This is a genomic window from Pseudomonas sp. MF5691 (assembly GCF_016405645.1).
In the GTDB taxonomy this organism is placed as follows: domain Bacteria; phylum Pseudomonadota; class Gammaproteobacteria; order Pseudomonadales; family Pseudomonadaceae; genus Aquipseudomonas; species Aquipseudomonas shahriarae.
Genome location: NZ_JAEKDC010000011.1, coordinates 71780 through 92322, shown reverse-complemented (window position 1 = coordinate 92322; position 20543 = coordinate 71780). Strand labels below are relative to the sequence as shown.

Annotated in this window: 23 protein-coding genes; 13 read left to right on the top strand and 10 right to left on the bottom strand. The window is 62.1% G+C overall.

What is annotated here, in order from left to right:
* The 6 genes from hpaE to hpaI all read left to right on the top strand — a co-directional run bounded on the left by hpaE (window position 1) and on the right by hpaI (window position 5847).
* The gene (gene hpaE, locus JFT44_RS17140) at window positions 1–1461 is read left to right on the top strand and encodes a 5-carboxymethyl-2-hydroxymuconate semialdehyde dehydrogenase (protein ID WP_057441651.1); all 1461 of its coding nucleotides are present in this window, start codon (window positions 1–3) and stop codon (window positions 1459–1461) included.
* A 69-nt stretch (window positions 1462–1530) separates the two neighbouring features.
* Window positions 1531–2388 (top strand): 3,4-dihydroxyphenylacetate 2,3-dioxygenase, encoded by an 858-nt coding sequence (gene hpaD / locus JFT44_RS17135; RefSeq protein WP_057441719.1) that lies wholly within the window; start codon window positions 1531–1533, stop codon window positions 2386–2388.
* Window positions 2389–2469: 81 nt separating this feature from the next.
* A complete protein-coding gene (locus JFT44_RS17130) occupies window positions 2470–2862 on the top strand; it encodes a 5-carboxymethyl-2-hydroxymuconate Delta-isomerase (RefSeq protein WP_057441653.1) in 393 nt (130 codons plus the stop codon).
* 45 nt (window positions 2863–2907) lie between these two features.
* The gene (locus JFT44_RS17125; protein ID WP_057441655.1) at window positions 2908–4212 is read left to right on the top strand and encodes an MFS transporter; all 1305 of its coding nucleotides are present in this window, start codon (window positions 2908–2910) and stop codon (window positions 4210–4212) included.
* Between the two features lie 12 nt (window positions 4213–4224).
* On the top strand, window positions 4225–5028 hold the full coding sequence (hpaH, locus tag JFT44_RS17120) for a 2-oxo-hept-4-ene-1,7-dioate hydratase (RefSeq protein ID WP_198830949.1): 804 nt from the start codon (window positions 4225–4227) through the stop codon (window positions 5026–5028).
* Window positions 5029–5046: 18 nt separating this feature from the next.
* Window positions 5047–5847: a 4-hydroxy-2-oxoheptanedioate aldolase gene (gene hpaI, locus JFT44_RS17115; RefSeq protein WP_198830948.1), complete on the top strand. Its 801-nt coding sequence runs from the start codon at window positions 5047–5049 to the stop codon at window positions 5845–5847.
* A 148-nt stretch (window positions 5848–5995) separates the two neighbouring features.
* On the opposite strand, the gene hpaR is transcribed toward hpaI, so the two are convergent.
* Window positions 5996–6418, bottom strand: coding sequence for a homoprotocatechuate degradation operon regulator HpaR (gene hpaR, locus JFT44_RS17110; RefSeq protein ID WP_198830947.1), 423 nt, complete (start codon window positions 6416–6418; stop codon window positions 5996–5998).
* 206 nt (window positions 6419–6624) lie between these two features.
* Between hpaR and JFT44_RS17105 the strand changes: the two genes are divergently transcribed.
* Window positions 6625–7923 carry an FAD-binding oxidoreductase gene (locus tag JFT44_RS17105; RefSeq protein WP_057441663.1) on the top strand — a complete coding sequence of 433 codons (1299 nt, stop codon included), beginning with the start codon at window positions 6625–6627 and terminating at the stop codon, window positions 7921–7923.
* 29 nt (window positions 7924–7952) lie between these two features.
* Complete coding sequence (locus JFT44_RS17100) at window positions 7953–8318, top strand: cupin domain-containing protein (protein WP_057441665.1); 366 nt, start codon at window positions 7953–7955, stop codon at window positions 8316–8318.
* 147 nt (window positions 8319–8465) lie between these two features.
* Here JFT44_RS17100 and feaR read toward each other — a convergent pair whose 3' ends face one another.
* From feaR to JFT44_RS17085, 3 genes are all read right to left on the bottom strand, one after another.
* Window positions 8466–9419 (bottom strand): transcriptional regulator FeaR, encoded by a 954-nt coding sequence (feaR, locus tag JFT44_RS17095; protein WP_198830946.1) that lies wholly within the window; start codon window positions 9417–9419, stop codon window positions 8466–8468.
* Between the two features lie 108 nt (window positions 9420–9527).
* Entirely contained in the window at window positions 9528–10148 is a 621-nt protein-coding gene (locus JFT44_RS17090; protein ID WP_198799558.1) for a DUF3156 family protein, read from the bottom strand.
* Window positions 10093–11592, bottom strand: coding sequence for an APC family permease (locus JFT44_RS17085; RefSeq protein WP_198799557.1), 1500 nt, complete (start codon window positions 11590–11592; stop codon window positions 10093–10095). The genes JFT44_RS17090 and JFT44_RS17085 overlap by 56 nt, the downstream gene beginning before the upstream one ends.
* On the opposite strand from JFT44_RS17085, the gene JFT44_RS28735 reads away from it, so the two are divergent.
* From JFT44_RS28735 to JFT44_RS17075, 3 genes are all read left to right on the top strand, one after another.
* Entirely contained in the window at window positions 11591–11773 is a 183-nt protein-coding gene (locus tag JFT44_RS28735; RefSeq protein ID WP_225923885.1) for a hypothetical protein, read from the top strand. The two genes, JFT44_RS17085 and JFT44_RS28735, sit on opposite strands and share 2 nt — an antisense overlap.
* Window positions 11774–11808: 35 nt before the next feature.
* The gene (locus JFT44_RS17080) at window positions 11809–13137 is read left to right on the top strand and encodes a hypothetical protein (protein ID WP_198830945.1); all 1329 of its coding nucleotides are present in this window, start codon (window positions 11809–11811) and stop codon (window positions 13135–13137) included.
* 226 nt (window positions 13138–13363) lie between these two features.
* Window positions 13364–14851: an aldehyde dehydrogenase family protein gene (locus JFT44_RS17075; protein ID WP_198830944.1), complete on the top strand. Its 1488-nt coding sequence runs from the start codon at window positions 13364–13366 to the stop codon at window positions 14849–14851.
* Here JFT44_RS17075 and JFT44_RS17070 read toward each other — a convergent pair whose 3' ends face one another.
* Complete coding sequence (locus JFT44_RS17070) at window positions 14852–15253, bottom strand: RidA family protein (protein ID WP_057441680.1); 402 nt, start codon at window positions 15251–15253, stop codon at window positions 14852–14854.
* Between the two features lie 244 nt (window positions 15254–15497).
* Here JFT44_RS17070 and JFT44_RS17065 point away from each other — a divergent pair, with 244 nt between their 5' ends.
* Window positions 15498–16733 carry a DUF1835 domain-containing protein gene (locus JFT44_RS17065; RefSeq protein WP_198830943.1) on the top strand — a complete coding sequence of 412 codons (1236 nt, stop codon included), beginning with the start codon at window positions 15498–15500 and terminating at the stop codon, window positions 16731–16733.
* Here the strand turns inward: JFT44_RS17065 and JFT44_RS17060 are convergent.
* A complete protein-coding gene (locus tag JFT44_RS17060) occupies window positions 16730–16870 on the bottom strand; it encodes a hypothetical protein (protein WP_198830942.1) in 141 nt (46 codons plus the stop codon). The genes JFT44_RS17065 and JFT44_RS17060 overlap by 4 nt on opposite strands.
* Before the next feature lie 302 nt (window positions 16871–17172).
* Between JFT44_RS17060 and JFT44_RS17055 the strand changes: the two genes are divergently transcribed.
* The gene (locus JFT44_RS17055; protein WP_057960132.1) at window positions 17173–18246 is read left to right on the top strand and encodes an L-dopachrome tautomerase-related protein; all 1074 of its coding nucleotides are present in this window, start codon (window positions 17173–17175) and stop codon (window positions 18244–18246) included.
* A gap of 180 nt (window positions 18247–18426) precedes the next feature.
* Here the strand turns inward: JFT44_RS17055 and JFT44_RS17050 are convergent, their stop codons facing one another.
* The 4 genes from JFT44_RS17050 to JFT44_RS17035 form a co-directional block, all read right to left on the bottom strand.
* Window positions 18427–18744: a hypothetical protein gene (locus JFT44_RS17050; RefSeq protein WP_057441684.1), complete on the bottom strand. Its 318-nt coding sequence runs from the start codon at window positions 18742–18744 to the stop codon at window positions 18427–18429.
* A 5-nt stretch (window positions 18745–18749) separates the two neighbouring features.
* Complete coding sequence (locus JFT44_RS17045) at window positions 18750–18911, bottom strand: hypothetical protein (protein WP_162947739.1); 162 nt, start codon at window positions 18909–18911, stop codon at window positions 18750–18752.
* Between the two features lie 95 nt (window positions 18912–19006).
* On the bottom strand, window positions 19007–19345 hold the full coding sequence (locus JFT44_RS17040) for a DUF2388 domain-containing protein (RefSeq protein WP_057960135.1): 339 nt from the start codon (window positions 19343–19345) through the stop codon (window positions 19007–19009).
* A gap of 119 nt (window positions 19346–19464) precedes the next feature.
* On the bottom strand, window positions 19465–20538 hold the full coding sequence (locus JFT44_RS17035; protein WP_057444279.1) for a methyltransferase domain-containing protein: 1074 nt from the start codon (window positions 20536–20538) through the stop codon (window positions 19465–19467).
* Window positions 20539–20543 lie beyond the last annotated feature (5 nt).

Genomic DNA, 20543 nt, shown 5'->3' with positions numbered 1-20543 from the left:
ATGATCAAACACTGGATCAACGGCCGCGAGGTCGAAAGCAAAGACACCTTCATCAACTACAACCCCGCCACCGGCGAGGCGATTGGTGAAGTGGCCAGCGGTGGCGCTGAAGAAGTCGCCCAGGCCGTGGCTGCGGCCAAGGAAGCCTTCCCGAAGTGGGCCAACACCCCGGCCAAGGAGCGCGCGCGCCTGATGCGCAAGCTCGGCGAACTGATCGAGCAGAACGTACCGCACCTGGCCGAACTGGAAACCCTGGACACCGGCCTGCCGATCCACCAGACCAAGAACGTGTTGATCCCTCGGGCCTCGCACAACTTTGATTTCTTCGCCGAAGTCTGCACGCGCATGGACGGCCACAGCTACCCGGTGGACGACCAGATGCTCAACTACACCCTGTACCAACCGGTGGGTGTGTGCGCGCTGGTGTCGCCATGGAACGTACCGTTCATGACTGCCACCTGGAAGACCGCCCCGTGCCTGGCCCTGGGCAACACGGCGGTACTGAAGATGTCCGAGCTGTCGCCGCTGACCGCCAACGAACTGGGACGCCTGGCGTTGGAAGCAGGGATCCCCAAGGGCGTGCTCAACGTGATCCAGGGCTACGGCGCCACCGCCGGTGATGCCCTGGTGCGTCACCCGGATGTGCGGGCAATTTCCTTTACCGGCGGCACCGCCACCGGCAAGAAGATCATGCAGACCGCCGGCCTGAAAAAGTACTCCATGGAGCTGGGTGGCAAGTCGCCGGTGCTGATTTTTGAAGACGCCGACCTCGAACGGGCCCTGGATGCCGCGCTGTTCACCATCTTCTCGCTCAACGGCGAGCGCTGCACCGCCGGTAGCCGGGTGTTTATCCAGGAGAGCGTGTACCCGCAGTTCGTCGCCGAGTTCGCCGCCCGCGCCAAACGCCTGATTGTCGGTGACCCGCAAGACCCGAACACCCAGGTGGGCTCGATGATCACGCAAGCCCACTATGACAAAGTCACCGGCTACATCAAGATTGGCCTCGAAGAAGGCGCCAACCTGGTTGCAGGCGGCCTGGAGCGGCCGGCCAACCTGCCAGCGCACCTGGCACGCGGGCAGTTTATCCAGCCAACCGTGTTCGCCGATGTCAACAACAACATGCGCATCGCCCAGGAAGAAATCTTCGGCCCGGTGGTGTGCCTGATTCCCTTCAAGGACGAAGCCGAGGCCCTGCAACTGGCCAACGAGACCGAGTATGGCCTGGCGTCCTATATCTGGACCCAGGACATCGGCAAGGCCCATCGCCTGGCCCGTGGCATCGAGGCCGGCATGGTGTTTATCAACAGCCAGAACGTGCGCGACCTGCGTCAGCCGTTCGGCGGGGTCAAGGGCTCGGGGACCGGTCGTGAAGGCGGCCAGTACAGCTTCGAAGTGTTCGCCGAGATCAAGAACGTGTGCATTTCCATGGGCAGCCACCACATCCCGCGCTGGGGCGTGTAACCCCGCCGGGGCTGGCTCCTACAGGGTCCGTAGCGTACCAACAAGAATAATGAAATCAGGAGAATGATCATGGGTGAAGTAGTCCTGGCGGCGAAAATCTGCCACGTGCCTTCCATGTACCTGTCGGAACTACCGGGCAAGCACCACGGTTGCCGCGAGGCGGCGATTGCCGGGCACAAGGAGATCGGGCGCCGCGCCCGTGAACTGGGGGCCGACACCGCAGTGGTATTCGATGTGCACTGGCTGGTCAACAGCGGTTACCACGTCAACGGTGGCGAGCGCTTCCAGGGCACCTACACCAGCAATGAGCTGCCGCACTTCATCAAGAACATGGAGTACGCCTACCCCGGCTGCCCGGAACTGGGTGAACTGATTGCCGCCGAAGCCAACCTGGCCGGGGTGCGCACCATGAACCACAACATCCCGAGCCTGGAGCTGGAATACGGCACCCTGGTGCCCATGCGCTACATGCACATGGACGTGCCCCAAGAGCAGAAATTCAAGGTGATCTCCATCGCCGCCTGGTGCGCCTGGCATCGCCTGGCAGACAGCTTCGCCTTCGGTGCCGCCGTGCGCCGCGCCATCGAGAAGAGTGATCGCAAGGTGCTGGTGCTGGCTTCCGGGTCACTGTCGCACCGCTTCTCCGACGACCGCGAAGCCGAAGCCAACATCCACAACTGGACCCGCGAGTTCGACAAGCAAGTGGATATGCACGTGGTGCAGATGTGGCGCGAAGGCCGCTTCAAGGAGTTCTGCGCGATGCTCCCGGACTACGCCGAACACTGCTTTGGCGAGGGCAAGATGCACGACACCGCGATGCTCCTGGGTTTGCTCGGCGGGCCTGAGTACAACCGCCCGGCCGAGATCATCACCGAGCCGTTCGGCAGTTCCGGCACCGGCCAGATCAACGCCATTTTCCCGCTCTGAATTCAACACCCGCAGATGTGGGCGCTGTCTCGCCCGGCGACACAGCGCCCACATTAAATCGCCTACAGAAGGAGGCTTTGCATGCCGCATTTCATCGCCGAATACACCGACAACCTCGAACCCCAGGCCGATCTGCCAGGGCTGTTTGAAAAGGTCCACCAGGTGCTGGGAGACAGTGGCGTGTTCCCCCTCGGCGGCATCCGCAGCCGCGCGGTGCGCCTGGACACCTGGCGCATGGCCGATGGCAAGCACGACTACGCCTTCGTCCATATGACCCTCAAGGTCGGCCACGGTCGCGACCTGCCTACCCGTCAGGCGGTGGCTGAAACCTTGTTCATGGTGATCACCGAGCACTTCGCCGCCCTGCAGGCACAACGGCTGCTGGCGCTGTCCTTCGAGATGGTCGAGCTGCACCCGCAGTTGAATTTCAAACAGAACAACGTCCACGCGTTTTTAAGCAACCAGGCGGGTTGACCCCCCGCCTCCCCCAACGGCCTCTCAGACAAAAAGTACAACATCATGAGCACAGCCAATACCGCCCACAGCGTCACCCTTGCCGAGCATGATCGCACCCACAGCACTGTCACCTGGCGCCTGATGCCGTTGTTGCTGATCTGTTACCTGTTTGCCCACCTGGACCGGATCAACATCGGGTTCGCCAAGATGCAGATGAGCAACGACCTGCATTTCAGCGACACGGTGTATGGCTTCGGTGCAGGTCTGTTTTTTATCGCCTACGCGCTGTTCGGCGTGCCCAGCAACATTGCCCTGGACCGCGTTGGGCCACGGCGCTGGATCGCCTGCCTGATGGTGGTGTGGGGCATCCTGTCCACCAGCATGCTGTGGATCGAAAGCTCCACCGGCTTCTACGTCCTGCGTTTTTTGCTGGGCGTGGCCGAAGCGGGTTTCTTCCCCGGGATCCTCGTGTTTCTCAACCGCTGGTACCCGGCGCGCCGACGTGCGCAGATCACCGCCCTGTTCGCCATCGCCGTGCCCATGGCCGGGGTGATTGGCGGGCCGCTCTCGGGGGCGATCCTGGAAAACTTCCACGACTTCGGCGGGATGCGCGGCTGGCAGTGGATGTTCCTGATCGAAGGCGCACCCGTGGTGCTGCTGGGCCTGGTGGTGCTCAAGTACCTGCCGGACAGTTTTGAAACAGTGAAATGGTTGGAGCCTGCGCAGAAACAACAATTGCGCGAACAGTTGAGCACCGAGGAAAAGCGCAAATCCATCACCTCCTTTGGCGGCATCCTGCGCGACCCGCAAGTGTGGCTGCTGGTAGCGATCTATTTTGCGGTGATGCTGGCGGTCAACACCCTGGCGTTCTGGATGCCCACCCTGATCCATGGCGCCGGCATCGGCCGCGACAGCCAGGTCGGCCTGCTGAGCGCCGTGCCGTACCTGGCCGGCTGCTTCTTCATGATCGGCTGCGGACGCTCCTCGGACCGCAACCGCGAACGCCGCTGGCACTTGTGTGTGCCATTGCTGATGGCGGCGGCGGGGATCGCGGTGGCCGGCCTGGCACCGGGCAACTCGCTGGTGGTGATGGGCGGCCTGATCGTCGCCGGCATGGGCGCCAGCGCCGCGCTGCCGATGTTCTGGCAACTGCCGCCGGCCTTCCTGTCCAACTGCACCCAGGCGGCCGGGATCGCCATGATCAGCTCGTTTGGCAGCATTGCCTCGTTCCTCGCGCCCTACCTGATCGGCTGGATGCGCGACACCACCCAGAGCGCCAGCCTCGCCCTGTACGTGCTGGCGCTGTTTATCGCCCTTGGCGGCCTGCTGGTGCTGCGCACCAACGCTGCCATCGTCAACCCTCAGTAAGAGACCCTTGTCATGCTTGATCCACAGCTCATCCTGCAAGCCGCCGCCCAGCTGGACCATGCCGAACGCAGCCGCGAACAGGTACGCCAGTTTTCCCTTGAGCATCCGGCGATCACGATCGAGGACGCCTACGCCATCCAGCGCGCCTGGGTCGCCCAGAAGATCAAGGACGGCCGCAAGCTGGTCGGGCACAAGATCGGCCTGACCTCGCGGGCGATGCAGGTGTCGTCGAACATCACCGAACCGGACTACGGTGCGCTGCTCGATGACATGCTGTTTGAGGAAGGCACCGACATTCCGTTCGAGCGCTTTATCGTGCCGCGGGTCGAGGTCGAACTGGCCTTCATCCTCGGCAAACCGCTCAAGGGCCCCAACTGCACGATTTTCGATGTGCTCGACGCCACCGAGTGGGTGATCCCGGCCCTGGAAATCATCGACGCGCGTATCCAGCAGATCGACCCGCACACCAAGGCCACGCGCAAAGTGTTCGACACCATCTCCGACAACGCCGCAAATGCCGGCGTTGTCATGGGCGGCCGCGCGGTGCGGCCAACCGAAATCGACCTGCGCAAAGTGCCGGCGGTGCTGTACCGCAACGGCGTGATCGAAGAGTCCGGGGTCTCGGCCGCCGTGCTCAACCACCCGGCCAAGGGTGTGGCCTGGCTGGCAAACAAGCTGGCGCCCTACGACGTCACCTTGCTGCCGGGGCAAATCATCCTCGGCGGCTCGTTTACCCGGCCGGTGGCGGCGAGCCCGGGCGATACCTTCCATGTCGACTACGACATGCTCGGTTCGATTTCCTGCCGCTTCGTCTGACCCCTGGAGGACTGATTCATGGACATGCCTGTCAACCGCTTCAAACAGCGGCTCGCCAGCGGTGAAGCGCAGATCGGCCTGTGGCTGGGCCTGGCGGACGCGTACTGCGCGGAACTGGCGGCCAATGCCGGTTTCGACTGGCTGCTGATCGACGGCGAACACGCCCCCAACGACGTGCGCGGCATGCTCGGCCAATTGCAGGCCGTGGCGCCCTACCCCAGCGCGGCGGTGATTCGCCCGGTGATCGGCGATACCGCGCTGATCAAGCAGGTGTTGGATATCGGCGCGCAGACCCTGCTGGTGCCGATGGTCGAAAGCGCCGCCCAGGCCCGGGAGCTGGTGCGCGCCATGCGCTATCCGCCCCAGGGCATACGCGGTGTGGGCAGTGCGCTGGCGCGGGCTTCGCGCTGGAACAGCATCGACGGCTACCTGGACCAGACCGATGCACAGATGTGCCTGCTGGTGCAGATCGAAAGCCTGCAAGGCCTGGCCAACCTCGACGCGATTGCCGCCGTCGAGGGGGTGGACGGCGTGTTTATCGGCCCGGCGGATTTGAGTGCCTCCATGGGCCACCGAGGCAATCCGGGGCACCCAGACGTGCAAGCGGCAATCGAAGATGCCATTGCGCGGATCCGCCAGGCGGGCAAGGCGGCGGGGATTCTCAGTGCCGATGAGAAACTGGCCCGGCGTTACATCGAACTGGGCGCGGGGTTTGTCGCGGTGGGGGTGGATACCACGGTGCTGATGCGTGGGTTGCAGGGGTTGGTGGGCACGTTCAAAGACAAACCCGCGCCAGCGAGCACTGGCGGCGTCTACTAATTACCTTCAAACGCCGCAGGACCCGATGTGGGAGCAGGCTTGCTCGCGAAAGCGGTGTGTCAGTCAATATATTCGGTGACTGAACCACTGCTTTCGCGAGCAAGCCCGCTCCCACATTTTGGATGCGTGGTGTTTGAGAGATCGTGTTTCAGCGCTTGATGTTTTTCAGCTCATCCAACAGCCCCAGCAAAGTCTGCAACTTCTCCTCCCCCAGTTGCTCCTGCAAGCGCTGGTAGTTGGCCTCCATGCACTGGCTCATGGAGGCAAAACTCGCCCGCCCCTTGTCCGCCAGGGTCACCAGTACCCGCCGCTGATCCTGCTCGGCCTTGCGCCGATGGATCATCCCCGACGCTTCCATGCGCACCAGCACGCCAGTCATGCTCGGTTTGAGGATGCAGGCCAGTTCCGCCAGTTGGTAAATCTCCAGTTCATCGTGTTGATTGAGGATGCGGATCACCCGCCATTGCTGCTCGGTGAGGCCGTGCTCGTTCAGCGAGGGGCGGAAAAAACTCATGGCCGCTTCGCGAGCCTGTAGCAAAGTGAGGGTCAGGGACTGCCGGGGTTTGAGCATAGAGTCAGGGTCACGTGATATTTAGTTAATGTTTTAACGAAACTCTAACATCCCCACCCCGCGCAAGCGCTATAACTTAATGGTCGCGCACGTCCATGGCGCGCTGAATCAAAAGCTCCGGCACGCAGGATCAAGACATTGCTGCCGCCAAAGCCCCTAATGAAGACATCTGCTTTAGAGCCTTCCTTCACTTTTCAGGCTGCGCCATGATCACTATTGAAACCCCCACGTATTACACCGCGACCAAGAAGTACAACCTGAGCTTTCCCACCCTGGAGCAGGACATCGAGGCCGACGTCGTCGTGATCGGCGGCGGCTTTTCCGGGATCAACACGGCTCTGGAACTGGCAGAAAAGGGCATCACCAATATTGTCGTGCTGGAGGCGCGCTACCTGGGCTTTGGCGGCACCGGGCGCAATGGCGGGCAGATCATGGCCGGCATCGGCCACGACCTGGAGAAAATCAAGCAAGACGTCGGCGAAGACGGCCTGCGCCAAGTGTTCGAGATCAGTGACCTGGGCGCCGACATCATCAAAGACCGGATCGCCAAGTACAACATCGACGCCGATTTCTGCCATGGCTACGGCTATATGGGCTTCAACGCCCGTCAGGAAAAGACCCTGCGGGCCTGGGAAAAAGACTTCAAGTCGATCAACAGCAAGCATGAAATCCGCTTTCTCGGCGGCTCCGATGTCCAGCAGATCATCGGCTCCGACGCCTACAGCAGCGCCCTGTTGCATATGGGCGGCGGGCATGTGCATTCGCTGAACCTGCTGCTGGGCGAAGCCACCGCCCTGGCCGGCCTTGGCGTGCGGATCTTCGAGAACAGCCCGGCGCTGGAAGTCAGCTATGGCGAGCGCATCACCGTGCGCACCGGGCGCGGCTCGGTCAAGGCCAGCAAGCTGTTGTGGGCCTGTGACAGTTTTCTCAACAAGCTGGAGCCGGAGCTGCATCGCTCGACCATCAACACCTACGCGTTCCAGATGATGACCGAGCCGTTGAGCGAAGAACTGATCCAGCGGATAAGCCCGATTCGCGGGGCCTACAGCGACATCCGCCCGGTGATCGACTACTACCGCGTGACCAACGAAAACCGCCTGCTGTTCGGCGCCGCCACGCCGCTGGTAGAGCACATTCCCGGCGATTTGAAAGCCTGGAACCGCAAGTTGATGCTGAAGATCTTCCCCTACCTCAAGGACGTGAAAATCGACCTGGCCTGGGGCGGCCCGATGGCCTGCAGCCCCAACCTGTTCCCCCAGATCGGCACCCTGCCGGGGCGCAGCAATGCGTTCTTCGTCCAGGGTTATTCGGGCTTTGGCGTCACCCCCAGCCACATCATCTGCAAGGTCCTGGCCGAAGGCATGAGCGAAGGCTCGGCGCGCTATGACCTGGTCAGCTCAATCCACCGCCCGACGATTATCGGCAAGGACGCAATCCGCCCCTTGCTGCTGACCGCCGGCAAATCCTGGCACCAACTGTCCGGTTACTGGAATGGTCGCCGCTAACTCCATTTTTATCCCTCAGGAGCAACTGTATGGCCCTCGTTACCCTCAAGAAAGATATCCAGCTGTCTGAACTCGACGCCTGGGGCACCGTTGCCGATCTCGGCTCCGAGATCCTCGCCGGCGAGCTCAAGGCTTTCGGCAAAATGACTTTTGGTGCGCCCACCGACAAAGTCAGCAGCGCCTATTTCGGCACCACCCAGGGCAAATTCCGCATGGTCTACCCGTTTCATGAACAAGCCACAGTGGTCACCGGCGAGGTGCGCCTGACCGACGAAAACACCGGCCAAACCACCCGCTACCAGGCCGGTGACAGCTGGTTCGTGACCCAGGGCACACCCGTGCTGTGGGAAGTGGTCAGCGAGAGCTTCGTCAAGCACTACTTCGCGGTCGCATAACTGCGTTGCTTGGTGTGGGAGCGGGCTTGCCCGCGATGGCGGTGGATCAGTTAAGTACTTCTAATCTGACATACCGCAATCGCGGGCAAGCCCGCTCCCACACAAGCCCACTCCCACATTGGGGGTGGGCTGATTGATAAGTCGCGGTCAGGCCATTCCTACCACCTGCTGCAACCGGCTACTGCGAAACGCCTTGGGCGACTGCTCAAACTGCTTCTTGAACGAACGGCTGAAATGCGCGGAATCGGTGAAGCCCCATTTGTAGGCAATCGAGGTGATCGACTCGCTGCGCAGGAACGGGTTGATCAAGTCATCGGCGCTGCGCTTGAGCCGCGCGCGCTGGATGTAGCGGCAGACGCTGTCGTCCTGTTCTTCGAACAGCCGGTACAAATGGCGCACCGAGATGTTCAAGCGGCTGGCCAGGCCCACCGGGCTCAAGCCAGGCTGGCTCAGAGACTCATCAATGATTTTCTGCACGTAGCTGCGCAGGTTGTTGCCCTGCAACGCGCCCACGTCCTCGCGCGGGTCATCGTCCTGCTCCAGGGCCGAGCCCAGCAATGACACAAAGGCACACTGCAGCGCCTCAACCTCGTCCTCGGCACCCTCGCTGCCCTTGCACAACTGGTCCATCAACACATGCAACATGCGCCCGCAGGCTTTGCTGGAGGAGATCTTGCCAAAGGTCTTTGATTGACTGCCCATCTGCTTGCACACCTGGGTGCGCGGCAATGACAGCGAGACATGCTCGATCAAACCGAATGGGGTGATTTCAATGGAGCCCACCGAGTCCATCAGCAGCAGTTCGCCAGGGGCCAGTTGCACCCGCTGGCCGTTCTGCACGATCTGCGAATAGCCGCTGCGCTGGCTGACCAAAAAGCAATCCTGATCGTTATCGCGGTCGGGGTTGGTCGCCTGGCGCTTGATCAACCCGGCATTGGTACGCAGGCTGGCCAACGACAGGCCGCCGCTGGCGAGCAGGGAGAACTCGCCGATAAACAGCGAGCGGTTGAAGGCCAGTTCGGTGTCGAAGTGGCCGCACATGGCACGCAAGTCGCGGTTCCAGGTGTCGAGCCCCTGTTGTGCACTCTGTTGGATACCCATGGGTGTCTCCACAATGGCTTATTGTTTTTGTCGGGCAATAGTTAACATGTTATCTATATGCACGCAACAAGTACCTGTCCACCATTGTGTTAGCACTAATGATGCCAATCAGAGCGTGCGCAATACGCGCTGCAAGCCGAGCAGCGCAGCCAGCAGTACATCCCGCTGTTCACGGCTCAGGGCAATGTAGCGTCGGAAGGCCGGCATGCGGTTGACCACCTCGCTGCCGCCCATGTGCTCCAGGCGTACGTGCCATTGCTGGGCATGCAGCTCGATGTGCAGGCGCTTGAAATCCAGGGGCATCAATGCCTCGTGCAGCGCGCTGTCCTGTTGCAAGCGCGCCTGCAATTGCCCCAGCAATGCCCCCTCGCCCGCGCGCTGCCGGCAGCAGATTCCAGTTCGTCGAATGGCCCCGCCATGGTGCAATTCAAAGCGTGCCGCGCCCTCTGCCGAGGCGGGTAGGCGCAGGCTGAATTCGGTCATGACCAGGTGCATCAACAACTGCGATTCGGTGCGCTCGCGGATTTCCAGGTGCAGGCTGTCGTCGTCCAGGACGGCGTGCGCCAAAGTCGGCGATACCTGCTCGAAACGCGCCAGCCCGAGGTTGCGCTGCAACTGCCCCAGGGTGCGCCCAGGCTGATAGCCGGCGGGCGCCCGTTGCGCACTGAACAGTTCAGACAGCTTTTGCCGCAGTGCTGACATAGCCGTGATGAGCGTGATCCGGTTCATTGGCAAACTCCTTGGCCAGCACGTCTTCCACCGACGCCGGCGTGAATGGATTGACCTTCTGCACCACCAGGGTCCAGAACAGCGCATACACCGCAGTACCGCCCAGCATCACGCCGAACGGGACATAGATATCCGCCGGGTTCATCCCCGGCGGCGTGATAAACCACATGCCCAACAGGATGCCGGCGCTGGACAGCAACTGCGGCAGCGGGAACCACGGCGAGCGATAAGCCCGTGGCAAATCGGGGCGACGAATGCGCAGGATCACCACCGACACCGTGACCAACAGGTAGGCGAAACTCCACGCACACACCGCCGCCAGCACCAGGTGCATGATGTTGTCGGTGTTGCCGCCCAGGTACAGCGCATGCAGGCACGGAATCAGCATCGCCACCAGGATGCACAGCACCGGGGTCTTGAAGCGTGGGTGCAGGTAGGTGAAGACCTTGGGCAACGCGCCATCCACCGCCATGCCATACAGAATGCGTGGCACACCGGCCATCAGGGTGTTGATGGTGGCGGCGCCGGCAAACAGAAAGCCAATGCCCAGCCACAGCGGCCCGATCTGGCCCATTACCTGTTCGGCAAAGCGCGGAATGGCCATGGGTGTGTCCAGCAGATGCACGCCGCTGGCCGCGTCCAGCACCACGTTTTCCACCTGGCGCTTCATCGCTGCGCCATAGATGAACATGCACGTTGCCACGCCCATCAGGCCGAGCATCATTGCCCGGGGCATGACCTTGGCCGACTGGCGCAAGTCCGGCGCCAGCGGGGTGACGAATTCACAGCCGACAAACATAAACATCGCCATGCCCACCAACGACAGCACCGTCACCAGGTCGGTGCCCACCAGGGACTCACCAAACCAGCCGTCCAGCTGCACTGCCGGCGCGGCGATCAGGCCCAGCACGCCAAACACCATCAAGGTGGTCCACATGCCGAAGGTGAGGATGATCTCGGCGCGGCCAAAGGCACTGACGCCAAACACATTGAGCACGCCGAACACCAGCACAAAACCGACACCCAGCAGCCACGAGCCACCGGCGGATTCGGCCAGGGTGTTGAGGTGTTCGAAGTTCACCAGGGCCATGACCCCGGCGAGGATGGTCTCGGCGGTGCCGGCAAACACATGCACGATCAAATACGCCGACAAGGTGCCGGTGATCGCAAAGAAACGGCCCATGCCGCAATTGATGTAGTCGTACACCGAGCCGGTGGTGGGCAGTATCGAGGCGGCCTCGGCGAAGGTCGTGGCCTGGGCCAGCATCATCACCACGGCCAGCAGCATGGCCAGCGCAAACGCGCTGCCGCCGATGCCAAAGCCCATGGTCGCGGTGAGAATCACCGGGCTGGCCATGATCAGGCCAATGGTGCTGGCCAACGCGGTGGGGAAACCCACCGTGCCCCGGTTCAGGTGCGCAGTAAGTCTGTCATTGCTCGACATGGTGCAGATCCTCGAAAGGGATTTTTTAGAAGTGTTTGCACTGTGCGCCCCGCCCAACCTGATCGTCTTGCCCCTGGCTGCCGCCGGTTTTGTTGCTCCCTGCCAGGGTTTGCAGCCTGGCGGCCAGGATCAATTACCTGGCACGCAGGTGAAAGACTTGCGCCGCCGACGCTCGCCCTAATGCGCCCTCAACTTAACCCTTGGGGGACTATAACAATGGAGCACACACGCAAAACCCGCCACCTGCGCCCGGCTGTCGGCCTGGGTCTGGCGCTGTTGATTGGCCAACCTTCAGCCCAGGCAATCGAACTGTATGCCGACGACGACACCACCGTCACCGGCAACTTCCTGGCCGTGTACGGCATGTTCAACAGCCGCAAGAACTACGAGGGCAGCCAGGGCGGTTCGACCTGGCGTGAAGGCTTTATCAAGTATGGCTTGAGCGTCGAGCAGACCCTGGGCAGCAACGCCAGTGTGTATGGCACCGCCAACCTGGTGAGTTCCGGCACCTGGGGCGATGGCGATGCCTCCCGCGTGACTGACGGCAGCGAGCGCACCACCAAGTTCGACGAAGCCTTTGCCGGCTGGCGCTCGGGGGACCTGTTGCCGGCCCTGGGCAAGGATGGCCTGGACCTGTCGTACGGGCGCCAGATCATCACCGTGGGCGACGGTTTTATCATCAACGACGATGGCCCGAACCTGGGCAATGGCGTGGCCGACGGTGAGTTCGACCGCGGCGGCGCCTATTACATCGCGGCGCGGCATGCGTTCGACAAGGCCGCAGTGATGCGCCTGGGCGGCAAGGACGGCTTGCATGGCAGCCTGATGTGGATCGAGTCCGACAACCGCGCCCAGGCCCTGACCGAAATGGCCATCGGCACCCTGGAATACAGCGCAGCGCCAGGCACCCTGGGCTTGACCTACCTGCATGGCATCGACGTGGACGAGCGGTTTGCCAACGACCTGCAACGTCAACGCAAGGGCATGAACCTCTACAGCCTGCGCGGCACCGGGAATGCCGGGATCGACAACGCGCACTTCTCGTTTGAATACGCCTGGCAGGACAAAGACCCCGGCCCGGAAAAAGCCTGGTACGCCGAGGCCGGCTACACCTTCACCGACCTGCCCTGGTCGCCAAACCTGACCTACCGCTATGCGCGCTACTCGAAAAACTGGGATGCGCTATTCGCTGGCTTCAATCGAGGGTTGGGTACCTGGGTCCAGGGCGAAGTGGCGGGCAACTACTCCGGGCCCTACAACAGCAACACCTCGGTGCAGCACGTGGCACTCAAGGTCAAGCCGCTGGACATCCTGACCCTCGGCGCACTGTTCTTCGACTACCAGACTGTCAGCAAGCGCAACATGCTCGACCTGGATGGCCGCGAGCTGGACCTGTATGTCGAATGGGCGGTGAACGAACACCTGATCATCACGCCGTTGATTGGCCTGTACCAACCGGACAAGGACCAGGAGACGGGCGGCAACCAGGTCGGTGGCAACGGCACCAACGTGTATAGCCAGTTGGTGGTGGCGGTGCCGTTCTAAGCCGTGGGTTGCGCCTGAGCCACCGCACTTCCCCTGTAGGAGCGGGCTTGCCCGCGATAGCGGTAGTTCATCCGCCGAATGTATCGACTGACACTCAGCCATCGCGGGCAAGCCCGCTCCCACAGGGGCATGGCAGCCACAGACATACGCCCCGGCAGGCACAGTCAAGCTGTCGCCTGCAGCGTTGGTTAGCCTCGGGGTTTCCCTTTTGATCAGGAACCTCCCCATGAGCGATATCGCGCTGCTGCCCACCGTCGAAGCCTTCCTGCGTCGAGACCACGGCCTGTTTATCGACGGTGGCTACGTCGCCAGCCAGTCCAGCCAGACCCTGGCGGTGATCAACCCCGCCACCGGCCAGGTCATCGCCACGGTCGCCGACGCGCAAGCCAGTGATATCGAGCTGGCCGTGGCCTCCGCCAGGCACGGCTTTAAACAATGGTCGCAGACCGCCCCGGCGGTGCGCGGTAACGTGCTGCTCAAACTCGCCGACCTGCTGGAACGCCACCGTGAGGAGCTGGCACAGATCGAGACCTGTCAGTCGGGCAAGATCATCCAGATTTCCCGGGCGTTCGAGGTGGACCAGGCCGCGCATTTCCTGCGTTATTACGCGGGCTGGGCGACCAAGATCAGCGGCCAGACCCTCACCCCGTCACTGCCCTCGTTTGCCGGCGAGCGCTACACCGCCTTCACCCTGCGCGAACCGGTGGGCGTGGTGGTAGGCATCGTGCCGTGGAATTTCTCGACCATGATCGCCATCTGGAAACTCGCCTCGGCCCTGGTGACCGGGTGCAGCATCATCATCAAGCCCAGCGAGTTCACGCCGCTGACCCTGCTGCGCATTGCCGAACTGGCGGTGGAAGCCGGCCTGCCCGCTGGCGTGCTGAACGTGCTGACCGGCGGCGGCCGGGTGGGTAAGGGGCTGATCGAACACCCCGGCACCGACAAGGTGTCATTCACCGGTTCGGTGCCCACCGGCCTTGCGGTGGGCAGCGCGGCCATGGGCGCCGGCCTGACTCGCGCGACCCTGGAACTGGGTGGCAAAAACGCCGCGGCGTTCCTGCCCGATGTGAAGCTGGAAACCGCCGTCAACGGCATTATCGAAGCCGGGTTCCTGCACTCCGGGCAAATCTGCGCGGCGGCCGAGCGGTTCTTCGTCCACCGCTCGCAGATCAACCCGGTCATGCAAGCCCTGGCCCAGCGTTTGAGCCGACTGAGTATCGGCTCGCCACTGGATGAGCGCACCGAGTTCGGCCCGGTCACCCACCGTCAGCACCAACTGAAGCTGGAAGGTTTTTTTGCCACCGCCCGCGCCGAAAACAACACAATCATCCATGGCGGCCAGCCAATGGATCGGCCGGGTTGCTATGTCGAGCCCACGATCATTCTCGCCAACAGCATCAACGACACGCTGCTCACCGAAGAGACCTTCGGCCCCATCGCCACGTTCCTGCCCTACGACGACGAGGATGAGTTGCTGGCGTTGATAAACCACACCGCTGGCGGCCTCAGCGCCAGCCTGTGGACCAACGACCTGGGCAAGGCGCTGCGCATGGTCCCGGCGATCAACGCCGGCACGGTATGGGTGAACATGCACACCCTGCTCGACCCGGCCGTGCCGTTCGGTGGCAACAAATCCTCGGGGATTGGCCGGGAGTTTGGCAGCGCGTTTATCGAGGACTACACCGAACTCAAGTCGGTGATGATGCGCTATTGATCACCCCGGGATCAGCGCCTCCGCCTCGATCTCGATCAACCACTCGGGCAGCGACAGGCCGCTGACGATGATCCATGACGACGGCGGCGGATTGTCGGGGAAACGCTCGCGCAGCGCGGCAGCGATAGGCTCCTGCTGATCGCGGGCGGACTCGACGATATACAGGCGCAGCATGATCACATGGGACAGATCGCCCTCGGCCGCGGCCAGTACCTTTTCAATATTGTCCAGGGCGGTGGCGGTCTGCTCGGCGATGCCGGGGCCGACGGTGCGCTCGTCAGCATCCACCCCCACCTGGCCGGACAAGAGAATGCGCCGGCCCTCGCGCACTTCCATGGCCTGGCTGAAACCGTATTGCAGGGAGTTGAAGACTGTCGGGGGATTGATGGTTTTTCGTTGCATGACGACTCCTTGTTGTCTGTAGGAAATAAGGCTACCTCAAGTGTTTTTTCGGCTCTTGGAGAAGTTGCCGATTTCAACATCCAGAAACAGAACACCTTGCAATCCACCCTCCCCCTACCTATATTCGCGCCAGGCGCCATCTACGCCACCTTCCGCGGAAAGGGCTGCGCCCAGGACATGACTGCAGACCTCATCACTACGACTCCCAACCTTAAAGCGGACAAGGTTTGTGCAAGGAGATCGTATGTCGCAACGCCCCGCGTCACCGTCCACTGACGGCCGTATCAACCTTGAGCAGCAGCGCAAGCGCGCCAAGGAACTGTTGCAGCGCCTGAAACACGGCACCGCGCCCACTGAACTGGCGCTGCTTGCCAACCCGCACCCGACGCTTTCCGATGCCCAATGGCTGATTGCCCGGCAACTGGGTTTCAGCAGTTGGCCCAAGCTCAAGGCCCATGTGGATGCAGTGGATTTTGCCGCCAACCACCCCGGTTTCGAAGCCAGCGATGAAGCGCGCACCACCCATTGGCGCTGCGGCAATGATATTGCCCACAGCCTTGGCGTGGCGGGGTTCAAGGGGCGGTTTCGGATGCTCAGCGACCCGCTGTGCATGGGCCCGGTCCAGGCCTTGCCTGGCGAGGCCTACCGGGCGATGCGGGCGCGCTTCATCGGCCAGGCGTTTACCCTGGATGTGGCAGATGCCGCACGCCGCCTGGACGATGAGTACCGCCATCTTGAAGAGCTGGGCAGCGCCGACCACAGCGTGTTGTGGTGCGAAGCGGATGCCTATGACCAACTGTTCCTGATCCGTGCCCTGGCAGGTCTTCAGCACACGCCGGCCAGGCTGGAGTTGATCGCGGTCGACCGCATTCCCGGCGTGCAGCGCTTTATCGGCATCGGGCAATTGGCCCCGCAGGTGTTGGCCTGGCTGTGGCCCCAGCGCCGGCCAGTTGACGAGCCCATGCGCCAATTGGCGCGGCAGGCGTGGGCGGCCTATTGCGACAGCTCGCCCGTGGCCCTGGCACAGTTGGCCCGCAACCCCCTCCCCGCCTTGCCCTTGCTGGCCCCGGCACTGCGCCGGCAGTTGCAGGAGTTGCCCGGCGCTCGCGATGGCTTGTCGCTGACCGAGCGCCTGGCCCTGCAATATCTGGCCGAAGTCGGCCCCACGCCGTTTGCCCGAGTGTTCGCCGAGCTGATGGCCAAGCGTGAACCCCTGCCCTACCTCGGCGACATGATGTTCCATGCCCTGATGCGGCCGCTGATCGACGGGGCCTCTCCTTTGCTGACTGAGTCCGACAGCCACCTACCCTGGCCTGGCCGCACACTGGCGCTGACGCCCCTGGGCCACCGGGTGTTGAGTGGCAGCGAGTACTGGCCCGATCATGCAAGCCACGAGCGCTGGGGCGGTGGCGTGCAGATCGTACCGGGGCAGCCGCACTGGACGATCGACGACAAGGGCGTGCCAGCCTGGCGGACCTAACGCCCCTGGCTGAGCATCTGCAGGTTCATCGCCACGAGCTTGCGCCGCTTGGACAAGGGCTTGCCGGCGTGTTTATGCAAGGTGCACAGCTCGAGGTCATCCTCGATGACCAGGATGCGTGCGGAAGAAGATGACATAGGCAGCAGATGATAACCGGTCACAATTAGGCCAACTTCTCACCCGGGGAAACATTGCGCAACGAACGTGGCGTATTGGGCTGTGTGAACGCGGATTATCAATATTTTGAAGAAGCTGATTGCATCGAACCTGGGCTTTTTCAGTTAAACGCCAGCAATCAAGCTATCTCCTCGTTAGGTCACGTCACCAGATGCAGGAGAATCATCATGTCGAAAGCCACCGTCAGCCAGTTCATGCACACCCTCCATCAACGCCTCACCGAGTTGTGGGATACCTGTGCCCGCGCTGGGGGAGCACGCTCATGACCCGTTTGCTGCTGGGCGCCGCCATGCTGGCACTGCTTGCCGGGTGCGCCACCGTCAAACAGCCCGAGTTGGACGTCGCGGTCCAAAGCTCCGGGCAGATCTGGAACGCCGTAGCGCACTATAGCGGCCGCACGTTTCTCTCGGGGCCACGCTGGACCGGGACCCAAGGGCCACAACTGACGGCAATCGACCAAAATGGCCAGCGCGCTGCCTATCCAAGCGGTGCCTGGAACAGCTGGGCACCAGGGCGGGATGCTGCCAACGTCTTCGTGAATATCAATGCCCTGCGCCTGGAGGGCGACAAACTGTGGGTAGTGGACACCGGCTCGCCCGAATTCGGCGGCAACCCTGTCAGCCAAGGCGCAAAGCTGGTGTGTATCGACCTGCCTACAAACCAGGTGGTTCGCACCTACTTCTTCGGGCCGGATATCGCCATGGCCGGCAGCTACGTGGACGACGTCCGCTTCAGCGCCGGCAAGGCCTTCCTCACCGATGCGGGAAATGCCGGCATTATTGTCGTCGACCTGGAGACCGGCGAAGCCCGGCGCGTGCTGAACCAGCATGCCTCAGTGGTCGCCCGGCCCGACCGGGACTTGATCCTCAGCAACCAGGTGGTCAAGGCCCCCAACGGCCAACCCCTGCGCGTCAACGCCGACCCGCTGGAAGTCAGCATTGACGGCGTCTGGCTGTACTATGGCGCGCTGCAAGGCCCGTGGTTCAAGGTGCGGATCCAGGACCTTGCGAACCCGGCCCTGCCCCCGGAACAACTGGCCGCGCGGGTAGAATTCTTTGCCGATATACCGGCAACGGGAGGTTCGGTCATGGATGCACAGGGCAACCTGTACTTTTCCGATCTGGCCCACGACGCCATGCGCGTGCGCCGCCCTGACGGACAGATCGAAACCCTGGTCGTGGACAAGCGCCTGCATTGGGTTGACGCGCCTTTCCTGGACAAGGACGGGACGTTGTGGCTGCCCACTCCACAAATGGACCGCGTAGCCCTGTTCAACAAGGGTAAATCCCTGGTGCAGTGGCCGGTGGGGGTTTATCGCTTATCGACACAGCGCTGATCAGCGCGACTGCAGATTGCTTAACGCTTTCACATCCCTTTCACAGTCGGGCGCCTAAGGTGATCCCAGCTCCTAGTGAAAACCTTTAAGCCCGCACTCCCCATCGCGGGCTTTTCTTTGTCTGGGATTTGGCTGAAAGCGGGGTGCCCGGCATCTGCATGCCGGGCCAGGAAAGTGCAACTACAACAATACCGTAGCCAGCATCCCCAGCGCCCCCAGGCAAAAGCCGATCAATGCGCCGCGCCCAGGTGCCTCATGGAACAGCGCCCAGACCACCACAGGCTCCAGTAGCAGCAAGGACGTGACCGAGACCACGGTGACGATCCAGATATCACCGACCGCCACATACCCCAGCCAATAGGCGCCCAGCAAGCAAAGCCCGGCAAAGCACATCAGCACTACAGGCATGATGAATGCCTGCCATGAACCGTCGCCGGCATGGGCCAGCCTGGCGGTGACTACCTCGCTGTAGATTGCACAAAACTCACCGATCACCATCAACCCTAGAGCAAAAACTCCGAGTAGTTCTTTGGACATATCAAAAACTCCTTCGTATTCAGCGCAATGTTTTTCAGCTCCCAGCGCGCGATGCCGCTCACCAGGGAGTTGTTGCAGTGATACGAAGCAGCCTTGAACAGGCCTGAATTACCGAAGTGCTTTTGCATGCTCATGTCCTTCAACGGGTGTGAGTCGGCGCAGCCCCAACTAAGGAGGGCTGGCTCAGATCATACGTTCCGTTGAGCAGCGTGAACAACCAACACTAGAGTGCCGGTATAGATGAGGCCGCGATCGCCAGGGCCAGCTGTGCGTCAGACATCAGCGGCGGCGTGTAGGTCGAGCGATAAAACCTGCTTGCCTGCTCGAACTGTGCACCCCGGATCTCGCCATCGGAGCCAATGAACGCCAGCGCGTCACTTTTGGAGGATTTGAAAAGTTCTGGAATGTAGGAAGTACCGGCGGTAGCTCCCGAGGTAATCACAAAGGGCGCTACCGAGGTGAGCATAAGCGCCCCCTGGAACGGGTTATTGTTTTCGGCGGCCACAGCGGGGTTGCCAATCGACACCAGGAGGACGATTGCCAGGGGTTTGCAGAAATCCATGGGTGATTGCTTCCGTGCGTTCAGAGGGGCGCCACGATAACAGAGTTGGGCGGTCCATCACGCAGGTGTCGCAGGAGCATGCCCGGGAACGTGTACCACACGCCCCCGGGCACGCTAGGTCACGGCTTGAGTTCAAACAACGCCGGCATTGGCGGCCATTCGGAAGGTACCTTGCGGAAGTGGCTGAACCCGGCGGCTTGCGCCATCTGCCGTGCGCGCTTCTCGCCCATGAACGCCCCCAGCCCTGCCCCACCGTGGGACAGCGAGCAGGTCATGCAATACAGGGTGCTCTGCGGATACATCACTCGACCGAACAGGTTCATGTTCTCGTGAAGCTCTTCGGACAGGTTGAGCTCGACCATCAGGTAGGTGCCGTCTTCGGCCGTCGCGGCGCGCAGGTCCTTGAGCATCTGCTGAGGATCGGTGGCATCGTGGATCACCACGAAGGTGGTCACGAAGTCGAATTGCTGGCCTCGCAAGGCATCCGAATCGTTCACCTCGAATTGCACCCGGTCACCGACCCCGGCTGCCTCGGCATTGGCCCGTGCCAGCTCGATGGAAGGCAGGTGAAAGTCGCAGCCGACAATCCGGGCCTCAGGGTACGCCTTGGCCATGGTGATCGCCGCAAGGCCGGCGCCGCAACCGAAATCCAGGACACTGCCGCCGGTCTTGAGCTTCTCTTCGACGCCGTCCAGGGAAGGAATCCAGTGCTGCACCAAGTAGTGCTTGTACCAAGGCATGGTCATGCGCTCCATGCCTTTCCAGGTTTCCAGCGGAAACGCCTCTTCGGCGCAACCACCACCGTGGCGAAAAGCTTCGATGACCTTGGGCGCCATGCTCACGAACGGCACACTCAGCTGAATGATCCCACCGGCAAAATAGGGCGAGTCTTCATCGGCGAGAACCGGCACAAATTCAGCGGGCATCTGGTAGCTACGGGTTTGCGCGTCATAGGTCACATAGCTGCCGGTGACCATGCTGCCCAGCCATTCGCGCAAATAGCGTGCGTTGTAGCCGGTCTTCTGCGCCAGCTGTTCCAGGGTCACGGCCTCACCGTCGGCCAGTGCCTTGAACAGGCCAAGCTGGTCACCGATGTAGAGCATCGCACCGCGCAGTGTGTTGCCGTAATCCTCCATGATCCGCGCGGAAAACTGCTGGACCTTGGTTTTATCAACTTCCATAACCTTAGACATCTGTC